Below are 19,968 nucleotides of genomic sequence, written 5' to 3'. Positions count from 1 at the left end.
TTTATATTTTAATTAAGAATAGAAAGAAAGTGACTTACTATAGACTATAATAAGTTTGGAATTCCATAGGATGAGGAATAAGCTCAATCTTAGTTAATTCCTCTAACTTAAGCTCGATAAATGCATCTATAAACTCATCAGTGAATACACCACCTTGCTTCAAGAATTCTCTATCTGCATCAAGTGACTGTAAAGCAATTCTCAATGATGGTGCAACCGTAGGAATCTTAGCCAATTCAGCTTTTGGTAATTCATACAAGTTTTGATCCATTGGAGCACCTGGATGAATTTTATTTTTTATACCATCTAAAGCTGCCAACATTACTGCTGAAAATGCCAAATATGGATTAGCCATAGGATCACTAAATCTAATTTCTATACGACGAGCCTTAGGATTTGCTATATAAGGAATTCTTATAGAAGCAGATCTATTTCTCGCAGAATATGCTAACAATACAGGAGCCTCATATCCAGGAACTAATCTTTTGTAACTATTAGTTGAAGGATTTGTGAATGCATTAAGTGCTCTAGCATGCTTAATAATCCCGCCTATTGCAAATAGAGCTGTTTCTGAAAGACCTGCATAATCATCACCTGTAAATAGATTTTTACCGTCTTTAAATAAAGATAGATGTATATGCATACCAGAACCATTATCAAAAGGAATTGGTTTAGGCATAAATGTTGCTGTTTTACCATACTCATTTGCAACGTTGTGAACTATATATTTAAACTGCTGAACTTCATCAGATTTCTTAGTAAGTGAGTTAAATTTCATACCTATTTCACTTTGCCCACCAGTAGCAACTTCATGATGATGTACTTCTACTTCTTGACCAACATCTTCTAGAACTTTACACATCTCAGCTCTAATATTATGTAAATGATCAACTGGAGCAACTGGAAAGTAACCACCTTTAATGCCAGGACGATGTCCTTTGTTACCAAACTCAGTCATCTTGTTTGAATCCCAAGCAGCATGGTTTGCTCTAATTCTATACTCAGAACCTTCCATATCAGACTTAAATGTAACATCATCAAATATAAAGAATTCTGGTTCTGGACCAAAATAAGCATCCGTAGCAATACCTGAAGTTTTTAAGAAATCTTCTGCATTTCTTGAAATACTTCTTGGATCTCTTTCATATCTATCTAAAGTTTTAGGATCATAAACATCACAGCTTAAAACTATAGTTTTGTCATTATAAAAAGGGTCAATATAATAACTAGCCAAATCAGGCTTTAATATCATATCTGATTCATTAATTGTTTTCCAACCAGCTATAGAAGAGCCATCAAACATTTTACCATCTTTGAAAAAGTCTTCATCAACACAAGAAGCTGGAACAGTAACATGATGCTCCTTTCCTTTAATATCCGTAAATCTTAAATCTACAAATCTTACTTCTTCTTCTTTAATAAAACTTTCTAATTCTCTAGTATTCATTTTACCTCCAAATAATTGACAAAAACAATGATGTCAAATTCAATTCTAGCATAAAATCCAGAAGCCAAGCAACAACTATATTTTGACAAGATTTGCTATATTAGCTAGAAGTATTTTTTGCCCCATATCTGGACCAAAATCTACAGTATAAAACTGTTTCTGACCTTGCTGCTGAGACTTAATAAAGATACCTTTACCAAAAACTTTATGAAATACTTTATCACCCTTTTTGAAAACTAATTCTTTAGAGTTATTTTTTAGAAAGTCAAAAGGTGAAACTCCAAAATTCTGTTTTTCTTTTTGCTTTGGTTTTTCCACTATTTTTTTAGATATTAACTTTTCATCATCTATTTCTCTTAAGAAACGTGATTTAACTTGAAAGCTACTTCTACCAAAAATATTACGTACTTCTGCATGACTTATTGTCAAACATTTCATTGCTCGAGTAATTGCAACATAAAATAGTCTTCTTTCCTCTGCAAGCTTCTCCTGGATTTTTTTTGAAGAAGCTTCATTATAAGCATATTCTTCTGAATTTATGACTGCCGTTGGAGGAAACACTCCCTCTTCTGCAGCAACAATAAAAACATATGGAAACTCCAAACCTTTTGCCGCATGAACAGTCATAAGTTGTACACACTCAACACTTTCTTGTGCCTGCATTTCACCAGACTCTAAAACAGCAAATGAAAGAAAATCCTGAAGAATATCTACATTATCATCTAGTATCTCTATTTGTGGCTCAAAATCTTTTGCCGCACTTATCAATTCTTTTAAGTTATCTATTTTCTGTCTATCTTTTTCTGTATCTTTATCTTCATACATTGCTAATAAACCAGACTCTTGAATAGCAAACCCTATTAATTCATCTAAAGATAAAATACTTAACTGCTTAGAAATTAAATCTATCAATGCTATAAAGTTTAATAGTATTGTTGAAGCTCTTTTTGACAGCAACCCTCTTTGAACAACTTCTAATGAAGCATCCCAATAGGAAATAATATTTATTTCTGCATAATTTTTTATTATATCTAATGTTTTATTACCCAGACCTCTAGTCGGTGTATTAATTATTCTTTCAAAAGCTAAATTATCTGATTTTGAAACTGCTAATCTTAAATATCCTATAGCATCTTTCACTTCAGCTCGATCAAAGAATTTAAAGCCCCCATAAATACGATAAGGAATACTCGCATATATACAGCTTTCTTCTAAGACACGAGATAAATAGTTAGATCTATAGAGAATAGCTATATCATTGTAACTAACACCCTGATCATTTAACTCTCTAATTTTTTCTATAATGTACCTAGCTTCATCCCTTTCATTAACAGCATCATAAATATCAATTTGTTCACCTTCTTCAGCTGCAGACCAAAGTTCTTTAGTCATCCTATTATCATTATTTTTAATTACAGCATTTGCTGCTTTGAGGATATTCTTTGTTGATCGATAATTCTGTTCGAGTTTTATAATTTCAACATCACCGAAATCTTCAACATACTTATGAATATTATCTACTACAGCGCCTCTCCAACCGTAGATAGACTGATCATCATCGCCAACAGCCATTACATAGTTATTTTCATTAACTAAAAGCTTTAGCCATAAATATTGCACTTTATTAGTATCCTGAAATTCATCAATCAAGATATATTTAAAAAGCCTTTGATAATAATGTCTAACATCCTCATTCAATAAAAAAAGCTCATATACATATAACAACAAATCAGCAAAATCTAAGGCATTATCTAGTCTTAATTTTTCCTCATAGGCTTTATATAATTCTGAGTAATTAGAATCATAAGAAAAAGTTTTCTCTAACTTATCACTACGTATTGCATCATCTTTCTTCTTATTTATAAAATTCTGAACTAATTTAGGGGGATATTTTTTATCATCTAAATTTAGAGATTTTATTATTTTCTTTATAACTTGTGTTTGCTCATCCTGATCTAGGATTCTAAAGTTTTTATCTAACCCTAATTCATGAGCATGTTTTCTAAGTAATCTATGTGCAATACCATGAAAAGTTCCTATCCACATACCAAAAGTCGAAAAGCCTAATATTTTCTCAACTCTTTGCTGAATTTCTTTAGCAGCTTTATTTGTGAAAGTCACTGCTAATATATTTAATGGTGAGATACTTTGCTCTCTACAAAGATATGCGATTCTAGAAGTTAAAACCTTAGTTTTACCACTGCCCGCTCCAGCTAGAATTAGTGAATTTTTTTCCCCAATAACTACTGCTCTATGTTGGGGATCATTTAAATCTTTTAGAAAAGTTAAAGACATTAATCAATTAATAAAAACTTTTATTTATTATATTCTAACAAATTACTTTTTTTATTTAAGGATAAGTGCGAATTATAATATTAAGATTCTATAGAGAATAAAGCCTCTGTGAAATTTTCTGCATCAAACTCTTGTAAATCATCAACTCCTTCACCAACTCCAATAAATCGAAATGGTAGAGAAAACTTCTTAGCAAGAGAAAAAACCATTCCGCCCTTTGCTGTTCCATCTAATTTTGTAACTGTTATACCTGTTAATCCTACGGTTTTATTAAAAACTTCAGCTTGTGCTAAAGCATTTTGTCCAGTTGTAGCATCAAGGACAAGCATTATTTCATGAGGTGCAGACTCATCTATTTTCTTTATAACTCTAACAACTTTTTTAAGCTCTTCCATTAGATTATCTTTTGTATGCAATCTTCCTGCTGTATCTGCTATTACAACATCAACTCCTTTTGTCTTTGCTGAAGAAATAGCATCATAAATAACAGAAGCACTATCCGCTCCAGTATGTTGCGCAACCACAGGAACATGATTTCTTTGACCCCATTCTTTTAATTGCTCAACAGCAGCAGCCCTAAATGTATCTCCAGCAGCCAAAATTACACTTTTTCCTTGAGCTTGTATTTTTTTAGTTAGTTTACCTATAGTAGTTGTTTTACCTACCCCATTTACTCCAACTATTAAAATAACATAAGGCTTCTTATTTAGATCAACTTCTAAATGCTTTTGGCAAGGTAATATTATTTCATGTAATTTCTGTTTTATTATTTCATTTAGCTTATCTGCTGTTTGGATCTCTTTCCTAGACACTTTATCTCTAAGATAAGAAATAATTTGATCTGTTGCTTCTATACCAATATCAGCAGTTAATAACTGCATCTCAATATCATCTAATAGTTCCTCATCAACTATTTTCTGACCCATCAGTATAGTGCTTAAGCCACTACCTAATTTACCTGCTGTTTTAGAAAGCCCTTTTTGTAACCTAGAAAATAAGCCTTTTTTATCTTCGATTGAATTATTTACTAAGTCTTTGCTAATATCTTCTGAGCTTTTATTTTTTTTGAAAAACATTAGAATTTGAAGAAGAAAAAATAATAATTACAGATTTTGCACTAAGAGTTGCTTATTTGCAACAATTGAAAAAATAAGCTATTCGAAATATCTATCTCTTAATTTAGCTATCTTCTGATGAAGAGGATCAAACATGCTTACTATTCCTTTTGATTTTATGAAATGCACCTCTCCATCAAAAGCTATCTCATCACCAGCTCTTGCATAAACTTCTAAAAGTTTATATCTTAAATCAACGTTATTAGAATCAGTTTCTAATGAATCTTGTAGAGTTATACTCGCTTCAACAAATTTTTCACTATCTAAGTATTGATCAACTAGTTCAATAACATATAACTGTTCTTGCTCTTTAAAATCTTCATAACCTTCTTCATTATTAGAGCTAGAGCTTTCATCAGTAGTTAATGATTTATTTTCACTTGTTTCAAAGATTACGCCTCTATCAGTTCTAACAGCAATATTTCTATCCTTCTCACCATAAACAACATCTGAACTTACTTCTTCAGCATAATTATCTATTGGTAAAGAATCTTCACCATAATCTTCTTCATCAAGGCTTGCTGATGACACATTATTGTTATTAACATTTGAATTTTGTTGATTCTCTCCACTACCTGCGAAAAAATCAAACTCAGCTTGGGCATCATTTTTATCAGTTCTATAAAATTCCACATCTGAAACAACAGGTGAAATTCTTGACATCAAATGATCTCTTCTTTTTTTAGAAATAAGTTCAAGTTCTTTTTCTTTCTTATCATTCCTAGAGTCCAAATATTTTTTCCCAAAAAATCCAACCACTCCAAGGAATAAAAGAAACGCCACTATTCTTAAAAAACCACTAAAACCTGAAGTTCCTGCTTTTATTTCAGACTCTACACCTTGTATTTGGGTATCTAAATCATGACCATATTTAGTTGCCACAGATTTACTATCTTCAAAGATAATCCCTGGAACATTATGCTGAACAGAATTTGTAGATGACGAAGATGATTTAGCAATCATACTTTTATCACCCAAGTTATCATCGATCACTTCTGGAACAGAATTCACATTACTAGCTACAGAACTTCCTGTATCATTAGCTACACCTTGAGATCCATCTGAAGAATACTGGTTTCTTAATAAAATTAAACCATCCTCAACCTCAGATTTTGTTGTAGGTATTGCAATTTTATCTCCAACACCTATTCTGTTAGATAAAATATCTGGAATTTCTGGTTTATTTATTCCTTTTATAGCATCAACAAGCTCAGAATTGCTTACTCCTTTTATGGAATGATTAGCTGCTATTTTATATAAATAATCATTAGACTGTACTGTATAGATATCCATACTAAAAACATAATGACTAGTTAGAAACACTAGCACAACAGAACATATCAACTTCTTGACAATATCAAACATTCCTAATTCCAAAATACTTTTTATAATAAATCACACAAAATTATATCATATTTTTTTAGCTTAAAAATAGGTGTATCTAGTGTTCTCTAGTCGCACTAAAAATAATATCAGGATTTTTTTCTTTTGCTAACTGCAAATTAACATTAGTAGGAGCTAAATATGTCAAGTATCCTGCGCCATCATAAGCTATATTTACTTCATATTTCTTTTTAAATTCTGCTAATTTTTTCTCGTCTTTACAAAAAATCCATCTCGCTAAAGAAACATTCACTCCTTCATAAGAGCATTTCACATTATACTCTGAAGCTAACCTTTGAGCTACAACATCAAACTGTAAAACACCAACAGCACCTAAAACCAAATCATTAGATATAACTGGTTTAAATACTTGTGTAGCACCCTCTTCTGATAATTGAATAAGTCCTTTTTGTAACGCTTTCATTTTTAAAGGATCATTTAATTTAACCCTTTTAAAGATTTCAGGAGCAAAGTTTGGAATACCTTTAAACTTAAGTTTCTCTCCTTGAGTGAAGCTATCACCTATTTGGATACTACCATGGTTATGCAATCCTATAATATCTCCAGCAAATCCTTCTTCGACCTGCTCTCTTTCACCTGCCAAAAAAGTAAGAGCTTTAGAAACTTGCATAGTTTTACCAGTTCTTTCATGAAAAATTTTCATACCTTTTTCATATTTTCCTGAACAGATTCTGAAAAAAGCTATTCTATCTCTATGTTTTTCATCCATATTAGCTTGGATTTTAAAAACAAATCCAGTCAACTTATCTTCATCAGCTTTAACAACTCTTTGATCAGCTTCACGTGACTGCGGTGCTGGAGCATATCTTGTAAATCCATCCATCATTTCTTTGACACCAAAATTACTTAAAGCCGTACCAAAATATACTGGAGTTAAAGTTCCATCCAAAAATTCTTTCTCATCAAATTCATGGCTAGCTCCTTGCACAAGCTCTATTTGCATTTCTAACTCATCATATAAGTCAGGGCCAATAGCTTCCTTAGCATTTTTCAAGCCTTTTACTTTTTTATAAGGGTGAATCTCATGACCATGCCCGCCTTCAAAAAGGGTAACTTCATCTTGGTATAAATCATAAACTCCTTTAAAAAACTTACCCATACCTATAGGCCAATTCATAGGAGCACATTTGATTTTTAAAATATCTTCAACCTCATCCAAAAGCTCTAAAGGATCCCTAGTATCTCTATCAAACTTATTCATAAATGTAACAATAGGGGTATCTCTTAGGCGACACACATTCATAAGCTTAATAGTTCTATCTTCAACACCCTTTACAGCATCAACCACCATCAGTGCTGAATCAACAGCTGTAAGAGTTCTATATGTATCCTCTGAGAAGTCTTCATGTCCCGGTGTATCTAATAGATTAACCACCCTTTCATTGTAAGGAAATTGCATAACAGACGTAGTTATAGAAATTCCTCTCTGTTTTTCCATCTCCATCCAGTCAGAAGTTGCATGAATACCACTTTTTTTTGCTTTTACTGTACCTGCTGTTTTAATAGCATTTCCAAAAAGTAACATTTTTTCTGTAATTGTTGTCTTACCCGCATCTGGGTGAGATATGATCGCAAAAGTTCTTCGTTTTGCTATTTCTTTTAACATTTCATTCATAACTTTATTTAATAAATAATTATTGGACCTAAAAATAATGTATAAGATTCTACTAAAACTATAAAAACAAAGAAACTAAAAATACTTATCTAATATCTTTGATAAATCCTGTTTAATTTCCTCTAACGAATTACTTGCATCTATTTGAAAAGCATTATCATTTTCTTTAACTAAGTTTTGAAATACTTTCCTAGCTCTTTCAAAAAACTCTAAACCTGCTTTTTCTATTCTATCAGGAGAACCAACTTTTCCAGCTCTTGCTAAGCCTACAGCTGGATCAATATCTAAATAAATAACAATATCTGGCTCACATTCGCTTAAAAAAGTTTTATTTAACGCTTCTATTTTTTCAAACCCTAGCTGTCTTCCTCCTCCTTGATAAGCAAGACTAGACCAATAAAATCTGTCTGAAACAATAGTTATTCCATTATTTAAGCTTGGCTTTATAAGAGCTTCAACATGCTGAATTCTACTAGCATACATCAGAAGTAATTCAGTATCTGAAGCAACTTGCTCACCATCATATTCTCTAAGTGCCAACTCTCTAATTTCTTCAGCAACTTTTGTACCACCCGGCTCTCTTGTAAAAACTGCCTTACAGGCTTTTTTCTCAAAATACTCTTTTATAAATCCTATAGCTGTACTTTTTCCAGCTCCATCAAGACCTTCTATAACTATAAAAAGTGGTTTCATATAAAATCCTCTAAACAAAAACTCCAACTACAACTGCTGACAGAAGACTGACTAATGTTGCTCCATAAAGTATTTTCAAACTAAATTTACTTACTTTTTCTACAGCCACTTTATCTAAAGAGTAAATTGTTCCAACGATAATTCCAATAGAACTAAAATTAGCAAATGATACTAAAAACACAGAAATTACTGCCTGAGTATGTAAAGATATTTCAGTCAAATGATCTTTCATCATAAGCATAGCAACAAACTCGTTAGATACTAACTTTATTCCCATGAGTTTACCCGCAAATAACATTTCATTTGATGGAATATTTAAAACCCATGCAATTGGATAAAAAACATACCCTAATAAATCTTGAAAACTAATTCCTATAATAAACTCAAAACATGAATTTAAAGTTGCAATTAATGCCATAAAACCTATTAACATTGCAGCAATAACAGTGGCTATTTTAAAACCATCTATAATATACTCGCCTAGAACAATAAAAAAAGCTCTTTTACTATCAGTATCATAATCTATTTCTAATTCTTCATAAGAAGTTTCTTTTTTAAAATCATATGGATTTATAATATGTAAAACGAAGAATGTACTAAACATATTCATAATAATTGCTACACATACATATTTAGGATCTATCATAACCATATAAGATCCCAAAATAGATAGTGATACTGTAGACATTGCTGTAGCAGTCATAGTGTATAAAACATTAGGTGATAAATGCCCAAGAATATTTTTATAAGCTATAAAATTCTCAGCCTGACCCAAAGTCAATGAACTTACAGCATTAAATGACTCTAACTTCCCCATTCCACTAACTTTTGATAATAGATATCCAACTCCTCTAATAATTAAAGGTAGAATTTTTAAATACTGTAAAATACCTATTAATGCTGAAATAAAAACAATTGGCATTAAAACATTTAAAAATAATACAAAGCCATTATCTTTATTTTTATCAATATTTCCAAATACAAATGAAATACCTACTTGCGCCTTATCTATCAAAAAATTAAAAGCATTAGTAACACCTTTCATTATCAAAACACCAATGTGTGATTCTAAGAGAATTCCACATAAGATTAATTGAATAAATAACAAAATAAAAAGCCATCTATACTTGATATTTTTTCTGTCAGAACTAAATGCAAAAGCTAAAATAAAGACAAGAAAGATACCTAATAAAAAGAAAAAAATTCTTTCTATCATTTAAAAACCCTTAAACAACGAAACCAACAACACAAGCAGATAAGAAACTTACTAATACAGCTCCATATAGTATCTTTAAACTAAACTTCGCGACTTTAACTGAAGCTTCTTTACTAAGAGCTTGTATTGCTCCAATAATAATCCCAATAGAACTAAAATTAGCAAATGATACTAAAAACACAGATAAAACAGCCGTTGAATGCTCTGTTAATTCTTTAGCATGGCCACTCATCATTTGCATAGCAACAAATTCGTTAGTAACCATCTTAGTTCCCATAATCTTACCTGCTAGTAAAAGTTCATTATTATTAATATGTAAAACCCAAGCAAATGGATAAAATATATAACCCAATATATCTCTAAAAGTAATACCAAATATACTACTAAAAATACTATCCACTAAATGTAGTAATGCTATGAACCCTATTAACATAGCACATACTATAATAGCCACCTTGAAACCGTCTAATATGTATTCAGCAAGCATTTCAAAGAAGTCTTGTTTTTCCTCTTCAAATTGCTCATGTAGCTTGTCATAGCTAATTTCTTCAGATTTTTCATATGGATTTATAATAGTCAAAACAAAGAAAGTACCAAACATATTCATAACCATTGCAACACAAACATATTTTGGCTCAAGTAATGACATATATGCTCCAGCCACAGCTAAAGATACCGTAGACATTGCTGTAGCAGCCATAGTATATAAAACATTAGATGGTAGATGGCCAATAATTTTTTTATAATTTATAAAGTTTTCTGATTGCCCAACTGCTAAAGAACTTACGGCATTAAAAGATTCTAACTTCCCCATTCCAGTAACTTTTGATAAAACCCAACCTATACCTTTTATGATCAATGGCAATATTTTAAAATACTGTAAAATACCTATGATTGCTGAAACTAAAACTATTGGCATTCCGACATTAAAGAAGAATATAAAACCATTCTTATTCATATCTGTAAGACTACCAAATATAAACTCAGAACCATCATGAGCACAATCTAATAAATGTTCGAATCCTTCCGATATTTTACTAATAATAGTAACTCCGATATCAGAGCGAAGTAAGAAAGCTGCAAGTCCTAATTGAACAAGTAAAATTATAAATAAATATTTATATTTAATTCCTTTTCTATCACTACTCCAAGCAAAAGCTAAGATAAAAACAGAGATAATCCCTAATAAAAAAAACATAAACTTTACAAACATCTCTAACCTTAGCACATGAAAATGACACAAACTGAGTAAATTTTACTAAAAATAAATATCTTTTTGGAATTTTTTTAGAGGTTTTAAGAAGTATTAATAACTATTATTAGCTTTCTGAGTATTAAGAAGATTATCTAGTAAGCCACTAACACCAAGCCTGAATGTTTTTGAATCAATATAGTCTTTGGAAATTATTTTTTCTGCTAAATTTATATAACTAACTGCTTGATCATAATCTCTAATTCCACCTGATGCTTTAAAACCAACTACTCTATTTGCTTTAGCAATAGTTTGCAGCATGATTTCAGCAGCTTCGGTAGTTGCTCCCACCTTCGTTTTACCAGTAGATGTTTTAACAAAATCAGCTCCATTATCAATCGCATCTTGAGTAGCTTTAAGAATTAGCTCTTTACTCTCTAGCTTTCCAGACTCAATAATGATCTTTAACACTTTACTACCACAAACTTTTTTTATTTCAGATATGATTTCACAAGATTTTGCTGAAGATCCTTGTACGTTATATTCTTTATAGTCTATAACTAAATCGATCTCATCTGCGCCTAAAGCTAACGCCTGTTTAGTTTCTGCTAATACGCTTTGTAAGTTAGCTTCGCCTCTAGGAAAATTTATAACTGTTGCGACCTCAAATTCATCAAATAGTTTTTCTTTAACTAATTCAATAAACTGTTTATGAACACATATTGCAGCAACTCTTCCAAGTTTATTTTCTGCCTTTGAACAAAGTTTTATAATATCTTGCTCGCAATCATCATCGCCCAATAATGTTAGATCCATCAGAGAAACTATTTTTTCTTTACTAATCATTTTGACCTTTACTTAAAAATTGACTTACCATTCTCTAGAGCATCTAAGCCAAGATAATCAGCTATACTTTGACCAATATCTGCAAATGTGTCTCTAATCCCTATACATTCACTCTCAATACTTTTACCCCAAAGCAAAAATGGAATATGTTCCCTTGTATGATCACTGCCTGGCCAAGTTGGATCACAACCATGATCTGCCGCCATAATGACTATAGTATCTTCATCAAGAATTTCATCTAGTTCTGGTAACCTTGAGTCTAAATATTCTAAAGCTTTACCATATCCCTTAGGGTCTCTTCTATGTCCAAAACTTGAGTCAAAATCAACAAAATTAGTAAATATTAAACTATTTGCCGACGCTGTTTTATATTCTTGTATCGTTTTATCAAATAATTCTTCAAGACCTGTAGCTTTGACTTTTTTAGTTATACCTTGATTTGCATAAATATCAGCTATTTTACCGATGGAAACTACATTCCCACCAGCTTTCTTTAGCTTATCTAAAAGTGTGGGAGCTGGAGGTAAAATAGAAAAATCCTTCCTATTACCAGTACGCACATATTCATCTGCACACTCTCCAATAAAAGGACGAGCAATAACCCTACCCACACACATACCTAATTCATCTAAAACTTCTCTAGCTATTTTACAAATCTCTAATAATCTGTCTAAGCCATAATAATCTTCATGCGCAGCTATCTGAAAAACACTATCTGCAGACGTATAAATTATTGGACTTTTTGTTATACAGCTTTCACAACCTAGTCTTTTTAAAACCTCTGTACCTGAAGCATGTCCAGCATCAATAAAACCTTCGGTAAGGTTAGCTCTCTCAACCCAAAGATCTATAAATTTTTTATCAAAATAGCTTCCACCTTCTTCTTTAGGAGAAAAATAATACCAATCAAACATTACTGGCACACCAGCTATTTCCCAGTGTCCGCTAGGAGTATCTTTACCTTTACTCACCTCTGTACAACTACCATATTTAGAATTAATAACAGTATCATTTCCATCGGTTATATCTAATGACAACTCTTTACCACTACTTAATTCAGCAGCTTTTTTTAGGCCTTTTTTTGATAGATTGGGCAAACTCAAAGACAAACCATTGTTTTTAAAATAATCAACAATATGTCCAAAAGTATCAGATCCTACATCTCCAAATTTATCAGCATCAGGAGCATGTCCAATACCAAAAGAATCGAATATTAAGATTATTACTTTTTTATTTTTTAACATTTACTCACCTGCAGAATTATTTAAATATGCTGTTCTAATACCTCTTAAAATCAAATCAGGAGATATTACATCAAAAATACCCTCATCCTTAAATAAATGAGAGAAGCCACCTGTTGCGATAGTTAAAACATCAGAATCACCCAGCTCTTTTATCATTCTAGATTTAATTTCTTTTATCGCTCCTAAATGGCCAAAGTATAATCCTGATCTGATATTTGTAGTAGTATCATACCCTGTCGCCTTACTCGCCTTAGCTATAGTAATTGATGAAAGTTGCGATGCTCCAGCACATAATGCATTTAATGATAGCTTCATCCCTGGCAATATTGCCCCACTCAGATACTCTCTATTTTTAGTAACTATATCAAGAGTAGTTGCCGTCCCCAAATCAATAACAAGCAAATTCCTATTTGGATAGTCTTGTATTGCTCCAATACAGCTTGCGATCCTATCAGCACCAACTTGATGAGCTTCAACATTTGACATATCAAGCTTTAATTTCACATCCATATTTACAAAAAATGCTTTTTGCTTGAAGTATTTAATAATAGCTGAACCTAAAGAATAATTAATATGAGGAACAACGGAAGAAATAGCACATCCTTTAATATCAAGAGGATCTATATCATTTTCTCTAAGAGCTTGTCTTAAGAAAACACCTATTTGGTCTGAAGTAGAGTCAACTGATGATGTTGCATATCTAAGCTGGCCAATAATTTTATCTTTGTCAAAAACCCCTATATGTATATGCGAATTTCCAACATCCATTACTAATAACATAATAACCTCTTAATGGGCTTGCTCCCAGTTATCACCAATATCAACATTTACCTCTAATGGCACACTTAAAGTGACAACCTGCTCCATAATGTTTTTTATTTCTAGCGCTAGAGTTTCTGCTTTTTCTTTTCTCACCTCAAACACTAGTTCATCATGAACTTGCATTATCATTCTTATATTTTGATTATACTTACTAACCAAGTCTTTTTTAACTGCAATCATAGCTTTTTTTATAATATCTGCGGCTGTACCTTGCATAGGAGCATTTATTGCAGCTCTTTCTGCAGCATTCCTTTGGGGGACATTTCGTGAATTAATTTCAGGCAAATATAATCTTCTACCCAAAATAGTTTCAACATAGCCATTCTTTTTAGCAAAATCCTTTGCTTGTTGCATATACTCTTTTACTGCTGGATATCTATTAAAATATATATCTATATAATTCTGTGCTTCTGATCTAGAAACTTCTAATTGCTTAGCCAAGCCAAAAGCGCTCATCCCATAAATTAGTCCAAAATTCACTGCCTTTGCTCTTCTTCTTTGCTCTGAAGTGACTTCTTTTATATCAATATCTAAAGTCTCAGCAGCAGTCGCAGCATGGATATCTAAACCTTGATTAAATGCTTTTAAAAGATTTTTATCTTTAGAAAGATCTGCCATTATCCTAAGCTCAATCTGAGAGTAGTCTGCAGCAACTATATAGAACCCTTCTTCTGCTACAAACGCTTCCCTAATTTTTCTACCTTGCGGACTTCTAATTGGTATATTCTGCAAATTTGGATCTGAAGATGACAATCTTCCTGTTACCGTTCCCGTCTGATTATATGAAGTATGCACTCTACTATTAGAATCAACCATTTTAGGTAGCTTTTCTGTATACGTGTTTTTTAACTTAGATAAATGCCTATACTCCATTATTAATCTAGCAACTTCATACTCTTCAGCTAATTGTTGTAAAACCTCTTCAGAAGTTGATGCCTGTCCTCCTGAAGTTTTTTTGACTGCTGGTAAATTCATTTTCTCAAACAGTATTTCTCTAAGCTGTACAGGTGATGACAGATTAAACTCTTGATCACACAGAATAAAACACTCTTTCTCTAGCTCATCAATCTTAGATTGCAGATCGTAGCTTTGTTGCTCTAACTTCTCAACATCAATTTTTACACCAAGCTTTTCCATCTCATTTAATATGAGTAATAAAGGCATTTCCACATCTTTATATAACTTATATAAAACATCTTCTTTCTTTAGTTTTTCAAGAAAATGATTGTATAGCCTAAAAGTAATATCAGCATCTTCTGCTGCATATTCAGAAACTATTTCTATTTCTATACAATCTAGAGTTTGTTGCTTTTTGCCAGTTCCTGCAATACTAATATACGGAATCGGCTCTATTCTTAAATTTTCTTTTGACAGACTATCCATATCATGTCTACCTGTACTTTTAAGAACGTATGCCATAATCATCGTATCATGTATGTCTCCACATATCTGAACACCATATTTTGATAAAACTTTTTCATCGAATTTAAAATTATGTGCTATTTTTTTAGAATTATTTGCAAATATAGGCTTTAACTTATCTAAAACAAAATCTAATGATAATTGCTGAGGAACACCTAAATATCTATGTTGTAATGGAATATATACAGCCTCTCCTTCTTCATAACAAAAAGACATTCCAACAAGTGCTGCTTCTTTAGTATCTAGAGAATCAGTTTCAGTATCAAAAGCAAAAACCTCAACAGTTGAAAGTTTCTCAACTAGCTTATCAAGGTCTTCTTCTAAAAGAATTGTTTTATAGCTTTTAACAACCTCTTTCTTAGAAGTATCTTTTACTTCGAACTCTTTTAATAATGAATTAAACTCATACCTTTTAAAAGCTTCTTGCAAATACTCTTTATCTGCCTCTCCTCGTTTTAAAGTCTCTAAGCTTAGTGGTAAATTTAAATCACACTTAATTGTTGCCAACTCATATGAAAGTCTTAATAATTCAATATTATTTCTAAGATTCTCACCAACCTTTCCTTTTATCTCATCCTGATGAGCAATAACACCTTCTATATCATTATAGGTTTGCAACCATTTTACTGCTGTCTTTGGACCAACATTTGGTACACCTGGAATATTATCTGAAGAGTCTCCCATAAGCGCTAAATAGTCTATAATTTGTTCCGGTGTTACACCAAACTTCTCAACCACCTTAGCTGGATCTGTAACAACATCTTTCATAGAATCAAAAAGTACAACTTTATCCGTAACAAGCTGAGCCATATCCTTATCTCCTGTTACGATAACAACTTCGAAATCATCTTTAAAGTTTCTAGCTAAAGTTCCTATTACATCATCTGCTTCAACATTCTTTTCAATAATTAGTGGAAAACCCATCTTCTCTATAATCTCAAGAAGTGGCTTAATTTGAACTCTTAACTCATCATCCATTCTCTTTCTATTTGCCTTATAATCAGCAAACATATCATGGCGAAAGCTTTTCCCTTCAGCATCAAAAACAACAATTATATGATCTGTTTGATACTTTTGAGTGAGTTTTTTTAACATATTTATTACGCCAAGAATAGCACCGGTAGGCTCTCCTTGACTATTACTAAGGAATGGTAAGGCGTGATATGCTCTAAATAAATAAGATGAGCCATCTACTAATATTATTTTTTCCACGAGAAAATATTTCTAAATTTAATTTAATTGAATTAATTATATATGAGATAATAAATCAAACCAAATGTGCTTTAATAATGAAGATCTAAAAAGCTAATTAAACTACTTTTATATCCTTACCTCTTGTTTAATTACGTATAGTTTATGATTATTACGATGCTGGGCCATCAGCACTCGGAGTAATCGTTGTTTCATTATTCGCTGGTTGATTTTTTCCTTGTTCGATAAACTTCCCTCACTCAAAAGCTTTAAAAACAATTCTTCTATATTAACTGGAAAGCCCGCATATGATTATACTCCTGTGACGCATTAGTATAAGTCTTACCAGCTTCAATTACAAATTTCTCTGTCAATATATTAAATTTAATTCTCAAGATTTCCATTCTTTCATCTAACACATCATCCTACTCTTTGGTCAATACTATAATACAAAAATTGATTAACTAGGGCTTAATAGAGTTCCATAATTAGGATCAGTAAACTCTTCCGATCCTATTACATCTTTACTACCCTCGAGACTAATATTAGTAATCACTTCTAAAAATATTTCTGAAGAATTCCAACTTTTCATTTATTGCCTAGGCTCACTAAATTTAAACCACATCATATACTAAACATAAACTATCAAAATTTATATTTATTGAAATATCTAAATACCACCAGTTTTCTTTTGCAAAATTTTTACACTTAACAGCATCTTTATAGGTCATAACTATTACATCATCACCATCAAACTCTATAAAATCACACTCTTTAAATTTATAATGATCTTTAAATATTTTTCTTTTAGTAACAACCACGCCAAGTTCCTCTAAAGAGTTAAAAAACTTTTGTGGATTACCTATACCTACGATAGCAGTTAAATTAATTCTATTAAATTCGCTTAAGCTTTTTCTTTCGCCTGTTTTTATATTTACAAATTCTTTAGGAATAATTTTTGTGAAGAGAATATTTTTGTTAAACTCTTGTAATAGCTTTTTATCTTCATCTTTACAGTTTCCAATAGCTATAACTGCATCAACCTCTTTTATTCTCTCAATCGACTCTCTAAGAGGTCCTGCTGGAAAAGTTAATCCATTTCCAAACATCCTTGTTGCATCAACAACAACTATCTCATAATCTCTCGCAATCTTATAATGCTGTAAGCCATCATCAGATATTATTACATCTATATTTGGATACTTTTCTTCTATAAACTTTATAGATCTAGTTCTATCCACATCTATAATTATCGGAACTTTTCCCTCTAGAGCATCATACATCATACAAGGCTCATCACCACATTTTGATGGTTTAGTATTTTGATCAACCTCAAAAGGATAAGTATCTGCTTTAGCCCCATACCCTCTACTGATAATAGCTGGCTTTTTATTATGAGAAATAAAATATTCGCTTAAAGCTCTTACTACTGGCGTCTTACCTGTTCCACCAACAGAAATATTTCCAACAATTATAATAGGAATATTTGATTTATATTGTTTTTCTTGGAGCTTTTTTTTTCTATGTGATGCTATTTTTGAGAAAATATAAGAAACAGGCTCAAGTATGGTTGATAGTATTGTTTTTTTTCTTGAGTACCAGTGCTTCTCAATCATTTTTTACTCTAGGCCAGATTGATATAACCTACTATACAATCCACCATTTTTTATAAGTTCTTCATGCTTTCCACATTCAACAACTTTACCACTATCCATCACTACTATCTTATCAGCATTTTCAACTGTGCTTAATCTATGAGCTATAATAATAGTAGTTTTTGAATTAGTGAGATTTTCTAATGCTTGCTGAACCACTCTTTCAGATTCATTATCTAGCGCACTAGTAGCCTCATCAAATATTATTACAGGAGCATCTTTCAACAAAGCTCTAGCAATTGATATTCTTTGTCTTTGCCCACCAGAAAGTTTAGATCCATTATTTCCAATACTTGTATGCATTCCTTCAGGCAAAGTAGCTACAAACTCTAAAGCATTAGCCTTTTCTAGAGCTTTTAAGACCTCTTCTTCAGATACATCTCTATCAAGACCAAATGCAACATTATTATAAACAGTATCATCAAATAAATGAACATTCTGAGAGACCATTGATAAGTGAGATCTCAAATCTTTTAAAGTTAGCTCTTTTGTATCAACACCATCCAAGAATATCGCACCTTCATCTTGTATATAAAATCTAGATATTATACTTGTAAGAGTTGTTTTTCCACTTCCTGATTTACCAACAAAAGCTACTGTCTCACCTGAATTAATATCAACATTAACATTATCTAGAACTTTTTTATCTCCAAATGAAAAAGATAGATTCTTTATATTAATTTTACCATCGGATTTAGTAAGCTTTTTTGTTCCTGTTTCTTTTTCAGCAGGATAGTCTAGTATATAAAATATATCTTCTGTAGCAGCAACCGCTTTTTGTATAACCACATTAACTTTTGTTAGATTTTTTATAGGTTTCAATACTGCAGCAGCAGCCGCAAAAAAAGAGGCAAAAGAGCCTGCTGTCAACCATGAAGAACCACTTTCATTTGTCCCAAAAATAGCTATAGTAAACAAAGAAAAAGCTAAAACTAATGAAGCTATAATCTGTATAATTGGTGATGTTAAAGCATCTAAAGCAATTGTTCTTACTTGCTGAGAATACGTATAATCCAGATTTTTAAAGAATTTTTTCTGTTGCTTTTCTTGAGCTCCAAATATTCTTATCTCTTTGTAATTTCTAAGAGTTTCCTCAGCAGTATGAGTCACATTTCCCATAGAAGACTGAGTATTTCTGCTCAATGACCTAAATTTTTTATTTATCAAGGTAATAAACAAACCCAAAAAAGGTCCAACTACAATCAAAAATAAAGATAGCTGCCAGCTTGAAACAACCATTACAATAATAAGCCCAATAACAAATGTACCATCTTGGACAACTGTTATAATAGCTGTTGATGTTGCTTCAGTAACTTGGTCAACATTATATAGAAGTCTAGAGATAATCTGCCCAGAAGAGTGCTTATCAAAAAAGCTTGCTGGCAAATCCATGAACCTTTTATAAATATCTTTTCTAAACTTATAAACAACTTTTTGACCTAATGAACCTATAAAGTATTGAGATAGAAACGAGCCAACTGAGCGTAAAAATAACAGCCCAACCATTCCAAGTCCCATAAACATTAAAACTTTCGCACTTTGCTTAGTTATGTCTCCGCCAGCTCCAAACCCATAATTCAATATTGGATTTATCAAATAGATCATAGAAGCATCAGCTGCTGAGAAAAATATACTTCCTATCGCTGCTATAGCTAAAAACCACCAGAGGTGTCTAACCTGATAAATAAGCCTCTTATAAAGAGTAGTTACTTTTTCTTTACTAGGAACACCACTACTAAAATCATTCGCTGGAGAAGACTTAATATCTATTTTATCTATAGAATTTGACATATTTGTAAAAAAGTAGACCT

The 19,968-nt window shown here is 31.6% G+C and carries 15 protein-coding genes; all 15 read right to left on the bottom strand.

Annotation, left to right across the window (positions count from 1 at the left end; translation table 11 throughout):
• Positions 1 to 37 precede the first annotated feature (37 nt).
• Positions 38 to 1,447, bottom strand: a complete 1,410-nt coding sequence (gene glnA, locus KX01_RS03140; protein WP_071663609.1) for a type I glutamate--ammonia ligase — start codon at positions 1,445 to 1,447, stop codon at positions 38 to 40.
• 75 nt (positions 1,448 to 1,522) lie between these two features.
• Positions 1,523 to 3,742, bottom strand: a complete 2,220-nt coding sequence (locus tag KX01_RS03135; RefSeq protein WP_071663608.1) for a UvrD-helicase domain-containing protein — start codon at positions 3,740 to 3,742, stop codon at positions 1,523 to 1,525.
• 80 nt (positions 3,743 to 3,822) lie between these two features.
• Positions 3,823 to 4,818, bottom strand: coding sequence for a signal recognition particle-docking protein FtsY (gene ftsY, locus KX01_RS03130; RefSeq protein ID WP_071663607.1), 996 nt, complete (start codon positions 4,816 to 4,818; stop codon positions 3,823 to 3,825).
• Positions 4,819 to 4,896: 78 nt separating this feature from the next.
• The gene (locus KX01_RS03125) at positions 4,897 to 6,150 is read right to left on the bottom strand and encodes a LysM peptidoglycan-binding domain-containing protein (protein WP_332245031.1); all 1,254 of its coding nucleotides are present in this window, start codon (positions 6,148 to 6,150) and stop codon (positions 4,897 to 4,899) included.
• Between the two features lie 148 nt (positions 6,151 to 6,298).
• On the bottom strand, positions 6,299 to 7,876 hold the full coding sequence (locus KX01_RS03120) for a peptide chain release factor 3 (protein WP_071663605.1): 1,578 nt from the start codon (positions 7,874 to 7,876) through the stop codon (positions 6,299 to 6,301).
• A gap of 75 nt (positions 7,877 to 7,951) precedes the next feature.
• Positions 7,952 to 8,569, bottom strand: a complete 618-nt coding sequence (tmk, locus tag KX01_RS03115; RefSeq protein ID WP_071663604.1) for a dTMP kinase — start codon at positions 8,567 to 8,569, stop codon at positions 7,952 to 7,954.
• A 10-nt stretch (positions 8,570 to 8,579) separates the two neighbouring features.
• Entirely contained in the window at positions 8,580 to 9,785 is a 1,206-nt protein-coding gene (locus KX01_RS03110; RefSeq protein WP_071663603.1) for a NupC/NupG family nucleoside CNT transporter, read from the bottom strand.
• Positions 9,786 to 9,795: 10 nt separating this feature from the next.
• The gene (locus tag KX01_RS03105; protein ID WP_071663602.1) at positions 9,796 to 10,998 is read right to left on the bottom strand and encodes a NupC/NupG family nucleoside CNT transporter; all 1,203 of its coding nucleotides are present in this window, start codon (positions 10,996 to 10,998) and stop codon (positions 9,796 to 9,798) included.
• Between the two features lie 93 nt (positions 10,999 to 11,091).
• Positions 11,092 to 11,823 (bottom strand): deoxyribose-phosphate aldolase, encoded by a 732-nt coding sequence (gene deoC / locus KX01_RS03100; protein ID WP_071663601.1) that lies wholly within the window; start codon positions 11,821 to 11,823, stop codon positions 11,092 to 11,094.
• Between the two features lie 8 nt (positions 11,824 to 11,831).
• Positions 11,832 to 13,067 carry a phosphopentomutase gene (locus KX01_RS03095; RefSeq protein ID WP_071663600.1) on the bottom strand — a complete coding sequence of 412 codons (1,236 nt, stop codon included), beginning with the start codon at positions 13,065 to 13,067 and terminating at the stop codon, positions 11,832 to 11,834.
• A complete protein-coding gene (locus KX01_RS03090) occupies positions 13,068 to 13,847 on the bottom strand; it encodes a type III pantothenate kinase (protein ID WP_071663599.1) in 780 nt (259 codons plus the stop codon). It lies immediately after the preceding gene.
• A 9-nt stretch (positions 13,848 to 13,856) separates the two neighbouring features.
• Positions 13,857 to 16,523: a DNA polymerase I gene (polA, locus tag KX01_RS03085; protein WP_071663598.1), complete on the bottom strand. Its 2,667-nt coding sequence runs from the start codon at positions 16,521 to 16,523 to the stop codon at positions 13,857 to 13,859.
• Between the two features lie 439 nt (positions 16,524 to 16,962).
• Complete coding sequence (locus KX01_RS09570; protein ID WP_269556825.1) at positions 16,963 to 17,094, bottom strand: hypothetical protein; 132 nt, start codon at positions 17,092 to 17,094, stop codon at positions 16,963 to 16,965.
• A 22-nt stretch (positions 17,095 to 17,116) separates the two neighbouring features.
• Positions 17,117 to 18,118, bottom strand: a complete 1,002-nt coding sequence (gene lpxK, locus KX01_RS03080) for a tetraacyldisaccharide 4'-kinase (RefSeq protein ID WP_071663597.1) — start codon at positions 18,116 to 18,118, stop codon at positions 17,117 to 17,119.
• A gap of 3 nt (positions 18,119 to 18,121) precedes the next feature.
• Positions 18,122 to 19,948: a lipid A export permease/ATP-binding protein MsbA gene (gene msbA / locus KX01_RS03075; protein WP_071663596.1), complete on the bottom strand. Its 1,827-nt coding sequence runs from the start codon at positions 19,946 to 19,948 to the stop codon at positions 18,122 to 18,124.
• Positions 19,949 to 19,968: the final 20 nt, after the last annotated feature.

It is taken from the genome of Francisella frigiditurris (assembly GCF_001880225.1).
In the GTDB taxonomy this organism is placed as follows: domain Bacteria; phylum Pseudomonadota; class Gammaproteobacteria; order Francisellales; family Francisellaceae; genus Francisella; species Francisella frigiditurris.
Note: the sequence above shows the minus strand (reverse complement) of the source record. Positions and strands in the feature narration are given on the sequence as shown.

Bases quoted from the DNA above. Each gene is read 5' to 3' on its own strand.
- deoC (WP_071663601.1), bottom strand. From the start codon at position 11,823: ATGATTAGTAAAGAAAAAATAGTTTCTCTGATGGATCTAACATTATTG.
- msbA (WP_071663596.1), bottom strand. From the start codon at position 19,948: ATGTCAAATTCTATAGATAAAATAGATATTAAGTCTTCTCCAGCGAAT.
- KX01_RS03135 (WP_071663608.1), bottom strand. From the start codon at position 3,742: ATGTCTTTAACTTTTCTAAAAGATTTAAATGATCCCCAACATAGAGCA.
- KX01_RS03105 (WP_071663602.1), bottom strand. From the start codon at position 10,998: ATGTTTGTAAAGTTTATGTTTTTTTTATTAGGGATTATCTCTGTTTTT.
- KX01_RS03090 (WP_071663599.1), bottom strand. From the start codon at position 13,847: ATGTTATTAGTAATGGATGTTGGAAATTCGCATATACATATAGGGGTT.
- lpxK (WP_071663597.1), bottom strand. From the start codon at position 18,118: ATGATTGAGAAGCACTGGTACTCAAGAAAAAAAACAATACTATCAACC.
- KX01_RS03120 (WP_071663605.1), bottom strand. From the start codon at position 7,876: ATGAATGAAATGTTAAAAGAAATAGCAAAACGAAGAACTTTTGCGATC.
- KX01_RS09570 (WP_269556825.1), bottom strand. From the start codon at position 17,094: ATGAAAAGTTGGAATTCTTCAGAAATATTTTTAGAAGTGATTACTAAT.
- KX01_RS03095 (WP_071663600.1), bottom strand. From the start codon at position 13,067: ATGTTAAAAAATAAAAAAGTAATAATCTTAATATTCGATTCTTTTGGT.
- KX01_RS03125 (WP_332245031.1), bottom strand. From the start codon at position 6,150: ATGGATATCTATACAGTACAGTCTAATGATTATTTATATAAAATAGCA.
- tmk (WP_071663604.1), bottom strand. From the start codon at position 8,569: ATGAAACCACTTTTTATAGTTATAGAAGGTCTTGATGGAGCTGGAAAA.
- KX01_RS03110 (WP_071663603.1), bottom strand. From the start codon at position 9,785: ATGATAGAAAGAATTTTTTTCTTTTTATTAGGTATCTTTCTTGTCTTT.
- ftsY (WP_071663607.1), bottom strand. From the start codon at position 4,818: ATGTTTTTCAAAAAAAATAAAAGCTCAGAAGATATTAGCAAAGACTTA.
- glnA (WP_071663609.1), bottom strand. From the start codon at position 1,447: ATGAATACTAGAGAATTAGAAAGTTTTATTAAAGAAGAAGAAGTAAGA.